The 12,858-nt window shown below is 69.1% G+C and carries 9 protein-coding genes; 2 read left to right on the plus strand and 7 right to left on the minus strand.

Features of this window, described 5'->3' with window-relative positions; translation table 11 throughout:
- Positions 1 to 72 precede the first annotated feature (72 nt).
- Positions 73 to 1,929 (minus strand): ABC transporter ATP-binding protein, encoded by a 1,857-nt coding sequence (locus tag ACFVU2_RS11880; RefSeq protein WP_387874239.1) that lies wholly within the window; start codon positions 1,927 to 1,929, stop codon positions 73 to 75.
- Between the two features lie 68 nt (positions 1,930 to 1,997).
- Between ACFVU2_RS11880 and ACFVU2_RS11885 the strand changes: the two genes are divergently transcribed.
- Positions 1,998 to 2,624 carry a PH domain-containing protein gene (locus ACFVU2_RS11885; RefSeq protein WP_387874241.1) on the plus strand — a complete coding sequence of 209 codons (627 nt, stop codon included), beginning with the start codon at positions 1,998 to 2,000 and terminating at the stop codon, positions 2,622 to 2,624.
- A gap of 32 nt (positions 2,625 to 2,656) precedes the next feature.
- On the opposite strand, the gene ACFVU2_RS11890 is transcribed toward ACFVU2_RS11885, so the two are convergent.
- The 3 genes from ACFVU2_RS11890 to ACFVU2_RS11900 all read right to left on the minus strand — a co-directional run bounded on the left by ACFVU2_RS11890 (position 2,657) and on the right by ACFVU2_RS11900 (position 7,186).
- Positions 2,657 to 3,670: an ABC transporter permease gene (locus tag ACFVU2_RS11890; RefSeq protein ID WP_387874243.1), complete on the minus strand. Its 1,014-nt coding sequence runs from the start codon at positions 3,668 to 3,670 to the stop codon at positions 2,657 to 2,659.
- Positions 3,671 to 5,203 carry an ABC transporter permease gene (locus ACFVU2_RS11895; RefSeq protein ID WP_387874245.1) on the minus strand — a complete coding sequence of 511 codons (1,533 nt, stop codon included), beginning with the start codon at positions 5,201 to 5,203 and terminating at the stop codon, positions 3,671 to 3,673.
- A 192-nt stretch (positions 5,204 to 5,395) separates the two neighbouring features.
- Entirely contained in the window at positions 5,396 to 7,186 is a 1,791-nt protein-coding gene (locus tag ACFVU2_RS11900) for an ABC transporter family substrate-binding protein (protein WP_387874247.1), read from the minus strand.
- 281 nt (positions 7,187 to 7,467) lie between these two features.
- Here ACFVU2_RS11900 and ACFVU2_RS11905 point away from each other — a divergent pair, with 281 nt between their 5' ends.
- Entirely contained in the window at positions 7,468 to 8,262 is a 795-nt protein-coding gene (locus ACFVU2_RS11905) for a CPBP family intramembrane glutamic endopeptidase (RefSeq protein ID WP_387874249.1), read from the plus strand.
- 96 nt (positions 8,263 to 8,358) lie between these two features.
- Here the strand turns inward: ACFVU2_RS11905 and gcvP are convergent, their stop codons facing one another.
- The 3 genes from gcvP to gcvT are packed head-to-tail and all read right to left on the minus strand — an operon-like array spanning position 8,359 to position 12,842.
- Entirely contained in the window at positions 8,359 to 11,274 is a 2,916-nt protein-coding gene (gene gcvP / locus ACFVU2_RS11910; protein ID WP_387874252.1) for an aminomethyl-transferring glycine dehydrogenase, read from the minus strand.
- A 15-nt stretch (positions 11,275 to 11,289) separates the two neighbouring features.
- Complete coding sequence (gene gcvH / locus ACFVU2_RS11915) at positions 11,290 to 11,661, minus strand: glycine cleavage system protein GcvH (RefSeq protein ID WP_387874253.1); 372 nt, start codon at positions 11,659 to 11,661, stop codon at positions 11,290 to 11,292.
- A 2-nt stretch (positions 11,662 to 11,663) separates the two neighbouring features.
- Positions 11,664 to 12,842, minus strand: coding sequence for a glycine cleavage system aminomethyltransferase GcvT (gcvT, locus tag ACFVU2_RS11920; RefSeq protein WP_387874256.1), 1,179 nt, complete (start codon positions 12,840 to 12,842; stop codon positions 11,664 to 11,666).
- Between the last annotated feature and the right edge of the window lie 16 nt (positions 12,843 to 12,858).

Below are 12,858 nucleotides of genomic sequence, written 5' to 3' on the forward strand. Positions count from 1 at the left end.
CTCCGGACAGCACAGAACGCCGCCTCCGCGCGGAGCGGGGCGGCGTTCCGTGACCATCCGGTGGACGGGAGGTTACAGACCCTGTGCGACCGGCGGCTCGGGCTCCTGCGGCAGGCCCTCGTTGACGGGCACGACCTCGTCGGATCCGGCGGCCAGCAGTTCGAGGCGCAGGGCGCGGCGGGCGCGCTGCTGCTCCGGGTCCGGCAGGGGCACCGCGGCGAGGAGGCGCTGCGTGTACGCCTCCTTCGGGTAGCGGAGGATCTCGTCGCGCGTGCCGACCTCGACCAGGCTGCCGTGGTGCATCACGGCGATGCGGTCGGCGAGCACGTCGATGACGGCGAGGTCGTGCGTGATGAACAGGCAGGCGAAGTTCATCTCCTTCTGCAGCTGCTGCATGAGCTCCAGGACACGCGCCTGCACCGACACGTCGAGCGCACTGGTCGGCTCGTCGGCGATGAGCACCTGCGGCTTCAGCGACAGCGCGCGGGCGATACCGACACGCTGCTTCTGGCCGCCCGAGAGCTCGTGTGGGAAGCGGCTGCGGTAGGCGCGCGGCAGCTCGACGCTGTCGAGCAGGCGGTCGACCTCCTTGGAGAGGTCGGCGCCCTTCAGGCCCTTGGCCAGGCGCAGCGGCTCGCCGATCGAGTCCGAGATCTGCAGGCGCGGGTTGAGCGACGACGACGGGTCCTGGAAGACGATGCCGACGTTGCGGTGCAGCTTGCGGATCTCGTCGCGCTTGGCCGTGCTGATGTCCTGGCCTGCGACGACGAGCTTGCCGGAGTGGATCGGCAGGAGTCCGATCGCGGCGCGGCCGAGCGTCGTCTTGCCGGAGCCCGACTCGCCGACGAGCCCCACGACCTCGCCCTCGTGGATGGTCAGGTCGATGTCCGTCGCCGCCCGGAAGGCCGGCACGCGGCCGTGCTTCGGGTACTCGATCGCGACCTTCGAGAAGTCGACGACGACCTTGCGCTTGTCCATCTCGGACTTCTCGTGCTCGGCCGCGGCGATGCGCTCGTTGACGCGGATGCGCTCCGCGAACGCGGCGTCGGGGTTCTCCGTGCCGGCGGCGAGGGCGGCCGTGGTGTCGATCTCCTCGTCGTCCCGCTGGCCGAGGTGGGGCACGGCGTCGAGCAGGGCGATCGTGTACGGGTGCTTCGGCTCGGCGAAGACCTCCGCCACGGTGCCGGACTCGACGATGTCGCCCTTGCGCATCACGACGATGTTGTCGGCGAGGTCGGCGACGACGCCCATGTCGTGCGTGATCAGCAGGATGGCGCTGTCGAGCCGGTCGCGGAGGCTGCGCAGCAGCTCCAGGATCTCGGCCTGCACCGTCACGTCGAGTGCCGTGGTCGGCTCGTCCGCGATCAGGAGCTTCGGGTCACACGAGATCGACTGCGCGATCATCGCGCGCTGACGCTGGCCGCCCGAGAGCTGGTGCGGGTACGAGTTGTACGCCTTGACCGGGTCCGGCAGCTCCACCATGTGGAGCAGCTCGAGCGCGCGCTCCTTCGCCTCGTGCGGCGACATCCCGAAGTGGATGCGCAGCGTCTCGACGATCTGGAAGCCGACCGTGTAGACCGGGTTGAGGGCCGTCATCGGCTCCTGGAAGATCACCGCGACCTGGTTGCCGCGGATCCGGCGCATCTGAGGCTGGGAGAGGCCGGTGATCTCGCGCCCGTCCAGCTTGATGGAGCCGCGGATGCGCGAGTTCTTCGGCAGGAGGTCGAGGATCGCCATCGAGCTCGCGCTCTTGCCGGAGCCGGACTCGCCCACGATCGCGAGCACCTCGCCCGCCTTGATCGCGTACTTGAGCTTCTTGGCCGCGGGGACCCACACGCCGTCGACGCCGAAGTCGACGGAGAGGTCGGTGACCTCCAGGACGGGGGCGTCGGTGACGACGCCGGCCTGACCGGTGGTGGTGTCGGTCATGATTCGAGGTTCCTTTCGGGGGCGGTCGGCGTCGGGATGCCTTGTGGGCGGGATGAGAGCATGGATCCATGCCCTACGTCCCCTCCCCCGACCGCGAGGTTTTCGTCTCCCGGTTCAACCGGGTCCTTGCCGTCCTGATCTGGGTGGCTGCCGCCGTCCTGACCGTCGGACTGCTGCTGAGCGTCCATGATGCGCGACTGCTCTACATCGTGCCGGGCGCGCTGTTCGCGCTCATCGGCTGGGCGATGCTGTGGCGCCCGCTCTTCATCGTGGATCGCGACGGACTGACCGTCCTCAACGTGACGCGGACCATCCGCATCCCGTGGGAGGCGCTCATCCACGTCGACACCAAGTACGCGCTGACCCTGTACACGCCCGGGAAGAAGTTCCCGGTGTGGTCCGCGCCCGCTCCCGGCACCAGCCGTACGCTGCGCGCGACCCGCGAGGAGACCAAGGGCCGGATCGGCAAGCCGAGCGTCGAGTCCAGCGTGCGCCGGCCGGGCGATCTGCTGTCGACCGAGTCGGGCGCGGCCGCCGAGGTGGTCCGCCGTCGCTGGGCCGAACTGCAGGCGTCCGGTGCGATCGAGCCCGGTCGCGCGGACGCGACCCCCGTGACGAGCCGCTGGCACGTCGCGACGCTGTGCGCCGTCGCGGTGCTCGCGGCGGGCACGGTCGCCGCCCTGCTCCTGGCCTGAAAAGGCCGGGAGCACGGCGGCGAAGCGGGTGGTCACAGCACGTCCTCCGCGAGGGCGGCGCCCGTCTTCGGTCCGCCGTCGCCGCCCTCACCGGGCTCCGGCTCCTCCTCGCGCATCTTGCGGAGGTTGAACCGCCGGTGGCGCGGGTCGAAGGCGTCGCGCAGGCCGTCGCCGACGAAGTTGACCAGCAGCGCGAGCGTCACGATGAACGCACCCGGCCACCAGAACAGCCACGGGCGCGTCTGGAACGCGGACTGGTTCGAGCTGATCAGCAGACCGAGCGAGACATCCGGCGCCTTGATGCCGTAACCGAGGTACGACAGCGCCGTTTCGAGCAGGATGGCCGAGGCCATGATCAGCGTCGAGGAGACGATGACGACGCCGATGGCGTTCGGCAGGATGTGCTTGAAGATGATCCGCATGTCCGACGCGCCGGCCACACGGGCCGCCTCGACGAACTCGCGCTCGCGCAGCGAGAGGAACTCGCCGCGGACCAGTCGTGCGATGCCCATCCACGAGAAGAAGCCGAGCATCAGGGCCAGGAAGAACGCGCCGAGGCCGCCGAATGCGTGACCGACGACCGAGCCGATGACGAGCGCGGGGATCACGATGAAGACGTCCGTGATGCGCATCAGGATGGCGTCGACGACGCCGCGGAAGTAGCCGGCGATCGCGCCGACGACGACCCCGAGGACACTCGCGATGAGGCCGAGGACCACCATGACGAGCACCGAGTTCTGGATGCCGCGCATGGTGAGCGCGAAGTAGTCCTTGCCGATGCGGTCCTGGCCGAACGGGTGCTCGGCCGAGGGCGAGCCCTGGGAGACCTGGTCGTTCAGCTCGGTGTAGTTGTACTTCCACCAGCCGTGGATGGGGCCGATGCCGATCGCGGAGATAGAGAAGATCACGATGAGGATGAACAGGATCGCGCTGACGACGGCGATCCTGTTGGACAGGAACCGCTTCCAGATGAGCTTGCCCTGGCTGACGGGCGGGGAGCTCGGGGCTTCCAGCTCGTCGGCGATGCGGGTTTCAGGTGCAGACATTTAGCGGACCCTCACTCTCGGGTCGAGTGCGGCGTATGCGAGGTCCGCGAGGAAGTTGAACAAGATCGCCATCGCGGCGATCACCAGGAAGTAGGCCATCACCGGGTTCAGATCGCCGCGGCTGAGACCGAGCGCGAAGACCGAGCCCATTCCCGGGATCGCGAAGACCCGCTCCGTGATGATCGCTCCACCGAGGAGAGCGCCCACGTCGAAGGCGACGAGCGTGGTGATCGGGATGAGCATGTTGCGGAACGCGTGGCGGACGACGACGGTGCGCTCCGGCAGGCCCTTGGCACGGGCGGTGCGGATGAAGTCCTGGTTGAGGACTTCGAGCATCCCGGCCCGGGAGTACCGCGTGTACGACGCGAACGAGATCAGCAGCAGCGCGATCGTCGGCAGCAGCAGGTGGGTGAACGTGTCGAGACCCGTCTCCCACATGTCCCCGCTCAGCCCCGGCGTGGACGAGCCGACGGTCGCGATGGGGCGCCCGTTGGTGTCCTGGAAGTACTGCGGCCACGCCCCCATGAAGCGGTCGACCAGGATCAGGAAGCCCGACACCGCGGTCACGATGACCGAGATGCGGATGTTCTGCCCTCGGTCGTAGCCGCCGACGAACCAGCCGATGGCGATGCTCACGACGATGGCGACCACCGCGAGGATGACGATCGTGGCCGGGGTCGAGACGTTGAACAGACCCTGGAGCGCGAAGTAGCAGACAAGCGAGATCGCTCCGCTGATGGACGCCGAGATCAGCGCCCGGCGGCTCTGCAGCCCCGAGATCAGCGCGGTCGTGCCGATCACGACGGCGGCGATCAGCAGGATCATCACCACCGGGCCGAGGCCCGGCTCGAGGAACCAGTTGAAGGCCGACATGAGCAGCAGCACACCTGCGGTGGCCACGCCCGAGATCACGAAGGTCAGCAGCCTCCTGCGCCGATCACCGCCGATGAGGGATTGCCAGATGAACCCGGCCACGATGCCGATGATCACCGCCACCCACCACGGGATCACCGGGTGCACGAGGAAGTTGTTGAAGCCGATCGCGACGAACTCCTTGAGGAGCACCGCCACGAGGAAGGCCGGGAGCGAGTACAGGAAGAAGCTGAGGAACGTGACGACGTTGTCGAGTCCGCTGTACTGCCGGAGGGCCGTGACGATACCGATCGTCACACCGAGGAGGATCGCGAGGACGAGGGCGACGGTCACGAGCTGGACGGTCGAGCCCAATGCCTGCGGCAGGATGTCGACGACCTTCGCGTTGGACACGGTCGAGCCGAGGTCGCAGGCGTTGGCGAACGGGATGAGGCACTTGGCGGCGCCGCCCAGCCACAGCAGCCAGCGAAGCGGCGGAACCACGTCGAGGTCGAGGAGCTGGATGCGGGCGTTGATGAGCGCCTGCTTGTTCGGAGAATTGCTGCTTCGGAGGTCCTGGAGCGGGTCGGCGCTGTAGGCCACCAGCATGTACATCAGGAACGAAGCGGCGATGATGATGAGCACTGAGACCAGAAGGCGTCTCAGAATGAAACTCGCCATAGGTGGGGAACCCTTACTGACAGGACGCGCCGAACGGGTAGGGCGGCGGGGCTCAGCTCGCCTGGGCGCGTCTCGGATGGGCGGACGGATCGCGTCCACCGACTACATGATACGGGGCGCCGGCCGGGAGGCCGACGCCCCGCCGCAGGAGAGTGCCCGGGGTTCACCCGGGCACTCTCGCTGTCGGTGGTGTTACTTCGAGGTGGAGGACTTGACCGACCACTCCCAGAAGTTCCAGAACGGACCGGACTGGCCGCCGTTGAACTTCACGCCGTCGACCCGCGAGGTGGTCGCGAAGACGCCGGGGAGCTGGAAGAGCGGCAGGCCGTACGCGTCAGCGAAGGTCTGCTTGTCGATCTGGTACTCGATCTTCGTGAGCGCGTCCGTGTCCAGCGTGGTCTGCGACTTCAGTGCGAGGTCGTTGGTGCCCGTGTAGCGGTTGTAGTTACCGCCACCGTTGGAGGAGAACACCTGCGGCAGCTGCGTGGTGCCTGCACCCGGGCTGATCCAGCCGAAGAGCGAGGCGTCGTAGTCGCCACCCGGCAGGAGCTTGCTCCAGTCGGGCGAGCCGGCGTCGACGACCTTGATTCCGGCCTTGGCGGCGGACGCCTGGATGGCCTGGAACTCGTCGACACGGTTCGGGTTGTTGGTGTTGTACAGGATGCGGACCGTCGGGGTGGCACCGGCGAGGAGCGTCTTGGCTCCCTCGATGTCGACCTTGTCGTACGCGTCGGAGCCGTTCTGCTTGACGCTGCCCGCGTACTGCTCCTGGTTCGGCAGGAAGATCTGCGAGTTCAGGACCTTGGCCTTCGAGTCGACCGGGGTGACGATCGAGTCGAGGATCTGCTGACGCGGGATCGTCTTGAGGAACGCCTCACGGACCTTCGCGTCCGCGAACACGGCGGAGCCGAAGTTCAGGTCGAGGTGGTCGTACGACGCCTGGGCGCCGGTGAGGATCTTCGCGGTGCCCTGCTTGAGCGCGGTGATCGTGTCCGCAGAGGCCTGCGGGTTGATGATGTCGACCTCACCGTTCTGGAGAGCGGTGACCTGGGCGTTGGCGTCCGGGATGATGCGGAAGACGATCTTGTCCACGTTGGCCTTGAGGCCGCCCGCGTAGTACTTGTTCGGCACCATGGTGAGCGACTGGCCCGGGGTCCACGAGGAGACGACGAACGGACCGGACGAGACCAGGAGGTCCTTGTCGGTCGGGAACGCGGTCACGTCGTAGCCGGTGTTGACGAACTTGGCCGCCTTCTCCAGCGTCGGGTCGGCGGGCGCCGGGTTGGCGGTGTCGCCCTTCGGCAGGCCCTTGAGCAGCTTCGTCAGGTCGGCGGCCGAGGACAGGCCCGCCTTCTTGGCGACGATGTGCGCGGGCTGCGCGATCGGGTTGACGAGCTCCCAGTCCACGTAGGGCGTGGAGTACTTCAGGGTGATCGACGTGTTGTCGTCGCCCACGGTCGGGAAGTCGGTCGCGTCGATGCCCGCGGTGGAGCCGGCGATCGAGAAGTACTGCGTGCCCTTGGTGACGTTGCCCTGGTCGTCGGTGGTCGCCGAGTCGTAGTGACCGGAGGCGATCGCCCAGGCGAGGACCATGTCGTCAGCCGTGACGGGCTCGCCGTCGGACCACTTGTCGTCCTTGTTGAGCGTGTACTTGACGGTCAGCGGGTCGTCCGAGATCTTCTCGAACTTTCCGAACTTGTCGTCGTGGACGATCTTGTAGTTGTTGTCGATGTACTGGAAACCGGTTCCGTACGATCCGTTCAGGTAGCCGACCTGGCCGTTGGTGTCCAGGTTGCCCTGCGGGGTCTGCGAGTTGAACGAGGTGAAGTCGTTCACGACAGCGACCGTCACGGTGCCGCCCTTGGCAGCCGACGAGCTGCCGGTGCTGCCGGACGTGGTGCAGGCGGAGAGGGCGAGCGCTGCGACGCCGGCGATGGCGACCGCGCTGACCGCGAACCTGACCTTTCTTCCCTTGGTGTGCAATGTTCCTCCTGTGCGAAGTGTGCGCGGAATAGGCATGCGAGAGTGCCCGGTCCGCGCTCGATAAGAATGACCCTAGGTAGCGCACGCCGCCAATGCAAAATGAGGCTCGAAAACGTTACACAGTGGTAACTCACTCGGCGGATTATTGCGCACTCTGCTCGAAAACGCCCGGAATGCTTCGCCTTGCGCAGGATTTCAAGCGCTTCCAAGGGATTCGAGACCGTTCAGACGCTCGGAGGAGGCCTTACACCACCATGGCCGCCGACTGGCAGGATGCACATATGAGCAGTGAACCGACCTGGTCCGCCGAGGTGCCCGTCGAGCGCGCCGGACGGGCCCGGCTGTGGTGGGAGATCGCACTCGTGCTGGGGCTCTCCCTCGGCCAGTCGGCGATCTACTCCATCGTCGACATCATCGACAAGAGCACCCGGGCGCAGGCCCTGGCCGACCAGGTGGCGCAGGTCAATCCGTCCCAGTCGAGCCGCGAGATCTTCGACTTCCTCTACCAGGTGCTCGGCAACCTCTTCCCGCTGTTCGCCGTCGGGCTCGTGATCTTCCTCCTCTGGCAGCCCGGCCGCACCGGATTCCGGCGGATCGGCCTCGACGCCACCCGGCCGTGGTGGGATCTCGGGCGCGGCGGACTGCTGTTCCTGGTGATCGGCATCCCGGGCATCCTGTTCTTCGCCCTCACCCGCCTCCTCGGGATCACCGTGACGGTGGAGGCGTCGTCGCTCAGCACGCACTGGTGGACGGTGCCGGTGCTGATCCTCGCGGCGCTGCGGGCGGGCCTCCAGGAGGAGGTCATCGTGGTGGGCTACCTCTTCACGCGCCTGCGGCAGCTCGGCTGGGGCCGGTGGTCGATCATCCTGGGCGCTGCGGCCCTTCGCGGCAGCTACCACCTCTACCAGGGCTTCGGGCCGTTCATCGGGAACGCGATCATGGGCGTCGTCTTCGGCTGGTGCTACACGCGCTGGGGCCGCACGATGCCGCTCGTGGTGGCGCATGTCGTCATCGACATCGTGTCGTTCGTCGGGTATCCCCTCGCCGTCGCCTGGTGGCCGTCGATCTTCGCGTGAAACCGCGAATGCGGTCTCCCGGTACACCTGCGCCGCGTCGAACGACGGCGGATGTACCGGGAGACCGCACTCGGTCGGTTCAGCGAGTGGAGCGGCTCAGGAGAACGCCTCCGGCGGTGGGCACGCGCAGAAGAGGTTGCGGTCGCCGTAGGCCTGATCGATGCGGCGCACCGGCGGCCAGTACTTGCCCCGGACGAGACCCGGAACCGGGTAGACGGCCTGCTCGCGCGTGTACGGGTGGCTCCAGTCGGCCGCGACGACGGACTCGGCCGTGTGCGGAGCGCCGCGGAGCGGGTTGTCGTCAAGCGGCCACACGCCGTCCGCGACGGCGTCGGCCTCCGCCTTGATCGCGACCATGGCGGTCACGAAGCGGTCGAGCTCGCCCAGGTCCTCGCTCTCCGTGGGCTCCACCATCAGGGTGCCGGCCACCGGGAACGACATGGTGGGCGCGTGGAAGCCGTAGTCGACGAGCCGCTTGGCCACGTCGTCCACGGTCACCCCGGTGCGCTCGGTGAGCGGGCGGAGGTCGAGGATGCACTCGTGCGCGACGAGTCCGTCGTCGCCCGCGTACAGCACCGGGAAGTGGTCGCGCAGGCGGGCGGCGACGTAGTTCGCCGCGAGCACCGCTGCGCCGGTGGCGTCGCGCAGGCCGTCCGCTCCCATCATCCGCACGTAGGCCCAGCTGATCGGGAGGATGCTCGGGCTGCCGTACGGCGCCGCCGAGACCGGTGCGCCGCCGTGCTCCACGCGTCCCCCGCCGGCGAGCACGTGGGTGTCGTCCTGTGCGAGCGGGTGCCCGGGGAGGAAGGGCGCGAGGTGGGCCTTGGCCGCGACCGGCCCGACACCGGGACCGCCGCCGCCGTGCGGGATGCAGAACGTCTTGTGCAGGTTGAGGTGGCTGACGTCCCCGCCGAAGTCGCCGAAGCGCGCGTAGCCGAGCAGCGCATTGAGGTTGGCGCCGTCGACGTAGACCTGTCCCCCGGCCTCGTGCACCGCGGTGGTGATCGCGACGACCTCGTGCTCGTACACGCCGTGCGTCGACGGGTAGGTGATCATGAGGGCGGCGAGGGTGTCGGCGTGCTCGGCGATCTTGGCGCGCAGGTCGCCGAGGTCGACGTTGCCGAGCTCGTCCGTCGCCACGACGACGACGCGCATCCCGGCGAGCACGGCCGAGGCCGCGTTCGTGCCGTGCGCGCTCTGCGGGATGAGGCAGACGGTGCGCTGGTCGTCGCCGCGGGAGCGGTGGTAGCCGCGGATCGCCAGCAGTCCGGCGAGCTCGCCCTGGCTGCCGGCATTGGGCTGCAGGGAGACGGTGTCATAACCCGTGACGTCGGCGAGCCAGGCCTCGAGCTGGTCGATGATCTCCAGCGAGCCCCGCACGTCCGCCGCCGGGGCGAACGGGTGGAGCGCCGCGAACTCGGGCCAGGTGACGGCCTCCATCTCGGTGGCGGCGTTGAGCTTCATCGTGCACGACCCGAGCGGGATCATGCCGCGGTCGAGGGCGTAGTCGCGGTCCTGCAGCTGGCGCAGGTAGCGCATCATCGCCGTCTCGGAGCGGTGCGTGTTGAAGACCGGGTGGGTCAGGTAGGCCGACTGCCGCGCGAGCGCGGGGTCGTACGACTCGGCGGCGGTCAGCGAGAACGGAGGGATCGCGTCCACGGTGCCGCCCAGCGCCTCGATCAGGTCCGCGAGCGGGAAGACACCGTCGCGGAGGTCGGCGGCGACCTCCTCGTCCACGCTCAGCGACACGAGGCCGGCGTCGGTGGCGTGCAGCAGCAGGCCGCGCTCGTGCGCGCGCTCGACCACGGCGGATGCGTCGTCGACGGCGACCTGGACGGTGTCGAAGAACGACCGCGAGACGACCTCGACGCCCGCGCCGCGCAGCGCGTCGGCGACCGCGGCCGTGGTCAGGTGCACCTGACGGCCGATCGCCTGCAGGCCCGCCGGACCGTGATAGACCGCGTACATCGCGGCCATGACGGCCAGCAGCACCTGCGCCGTGCAGATGTTGGAGGTGGCCTTCTCGCGGCGGATGTGCTGCTCGCGCGTCTGCAGGGTCAGGCGGTAGGCCGGCTTGCCCACGGCGTCCTGGGAGACGCCGACCAGGCGGCCGGGCAGCTGCCGCTCGAGACCGGAACGCACCGCCATGTAGCCGGCGTGCGGTCCGCCGAAGCCCATCGGGACGCCGAAGCGCTGGCTCGTGCCGACGGCGACGTCAGCGCCGAGCTCGCCCGGTGCGCGCAGCTGCGTGAGCGCGAGCAGATCGGCGGCGACCACGACGACCGCGCCGGCGCCCTTGGCCGCGGCGATGGCCGGCGAGGGGTCCCAGACCCGGCCGGAGGCGCCGGGGTACTGCACGAACAGGCCGAACGCGTCGGCCAGCTCCGGCGCATCCGCCGGCGTCGAGGCGAGGTCGCGCACGACGAGCTCGATGCCGACGGCCTCCGCCCGGTTGCGGAGCAGCGCGAGGGTCTGCGGGAACGTGTCCGCATCGACCACGAACCGCGACGACGCCGCCTTGGAGGCGCGGCGGGCGAGCAGCATCCCCTCGACGACGGCGGTGCCCTCGTCGAGCATCGACGCGTTCGCCGTGTCGAGCCCGGTGAGATCGGCGACCATCGTCTGGAAGTTGATCAGGGCCTCCAGGCGGCCCTGCGAGATCTCCGGCTGGTACGGCGTGTACGCGGTGTACCAGCCCGGGTTCTCCAGCACGTTGCGCTTGATCACCGCCGGCGTGATCGTGCCGTAGTAGCCGAGGCCGATCAGCGACCGGTTGACCGTGTTGCGGGAGGCGATCTCGCGCAGCTCGCGGAGGGCCGCGCGCTCGCTCGCCGGCTCCGGCAGCGCCGGACGGTACGACGGGTCGACGCGGATGCCGGCCGGGACGGCCGCGGCGACGACCTCCTCGACGGTGGCGTAGGTGCGGGCGTGCGCCTCGCCGAGAGCGGACAGCATGGAGCGCTGCGCGTCGTCGTCGGTGCCGATGTGACGCGCCTGGAAGAGTTCAGTCATGTGCGGAGGTTCGCCTCACTCGCCCGTGAGGGAGGTGTACTCGTCGTAGCTGAGCAGGGTCGGGAGCGCCGTGAAGGAGACCTTCACGAGCCAGCCCTCGCCGAACGGGTCGCTGTTGACCAGCTCGGGGGAATCGACGACGGCGTCGTTCACCGCGGTGATGGTGCCGTCCACCGGAGCGAACAGCTCGCCCACCGACTTGGTCGACTCGATCTCGCCGACGACCCGGCCCGAGGCGACGTCGCTGCCGACGGCGGGGAGCTCGACGAACACGACGTCGCCCAGCTTCTCGGCCGCGTAGGCGGTGATGCCCACGGTCGCGACGTCGCCCTCCACGAGCAGCCACTCGTGCTCGGCGGTGTACTTGAGGTCCTGCTCTGCGGCCATGGTCAGTGCTTCTTTCTGCTGTAGAAGGGGAGGGCGGTGACGGTGAACGGGAGGAGGCTCCCGCGCACGTCGACGTGCAGCTGGGTGCCCGGGCGGGCGAAACGCGGGGCGACGTACGCCATCGCGATCGGGACGCCCACGGTCGGCGAGAGGGCGCCGGAGGTAACGACGCCGACCTCCTCGTCCGCGCCGTCGGACGCGGGGGCGACGACGGGGTAGCCGGCCCGCGCCGCGCGCTTGCCCTCCCCCATCAGCCCGACGAGCACGCGCGCCTCGGGGTGCGGGCCGTCCTCGCTGGCGGCGCGGCCGACGAAGTCGGTGTCCTTGGCGAGGTTGACGACGCGGCCGAGCCCGGCCGACGCCGGTTTCGTGTCCAGGCCGAGCTCGTGGCCGTAGAGGGGCATCCCGGCCTCCAGGCGCAGGGTGTCCCGGCTGGCGAGCCCGGCGCGGACGAGCCCCTGTTCGGCGCCGGCCTCGAGGAGGGCGTCCCAGACCGTGCGGGCCTCGTCGGGCGCCAGGTAGAGCTCGAAACCGTCCTCGCCCGTGTAGCCGGTGCGGGCGATCAGCACCTGGTGCCCCTCGAACTCGGCCGGGACGCTCCAGTAGTACTTGAGCGCGGTGAGGCGCCCGGCGATGTCGCCGTCTTCGACGCCGAAGCCCTCCGTGGCGAGCAGGATGGACAGGCTCGCCGGGCCCTGGACGGCGATCAGGGCGATGTCGTCGCTCTCGTCGTAGACCTCGACGTCGAAGGGCGCGGTGCGGTCGCGGAGCTCGTCGGCGACGACCTCGCGGTTGCCTGCGTTGGCGACCACCAGGAACCGGTCCTCGCCGGTGCGGTAGACGACCAGGTCGTCGACGATGCCGCCCGCACGCGAGAGCAGCAGGGAGTACTTCGCCTGGTCGATCGCGAGAACGGAGAGCTTTCCGGCGAGCGCGTAGTCGAGGGCGACGCCCGCTTCGGGGCCGATGAGCACGATCTCGCCCATGTGCGAGAGGTCGAAGAGGCCGGCCGCTGTGCGGACGGCGTGGTGCTCGGCCAGATCGCTGGAGTAGCGCACCGGCATCTGCCAGCCGGCGAAGTCCGTGAACGAGGCCCCGGCGGCCGCGTGCGCGTCGTGGAGGGGCGAAGTGCGTCCGTCCGGCGAGGCGCCGTCCTGCGAGGTGCCGTCCTGCGAGGTCATGAGTTCTCCGATCACC

The sequence above is a fragment of the Leifsonia sp. NPDC058194 genome (genome assembly GCF_042883605.1).
Classification (GTDB): domain Bacteria; phylum Actinomycetota; class Actinomycetes; order Actinomycetales; family Microbacteriaceae; genus Leifsonia.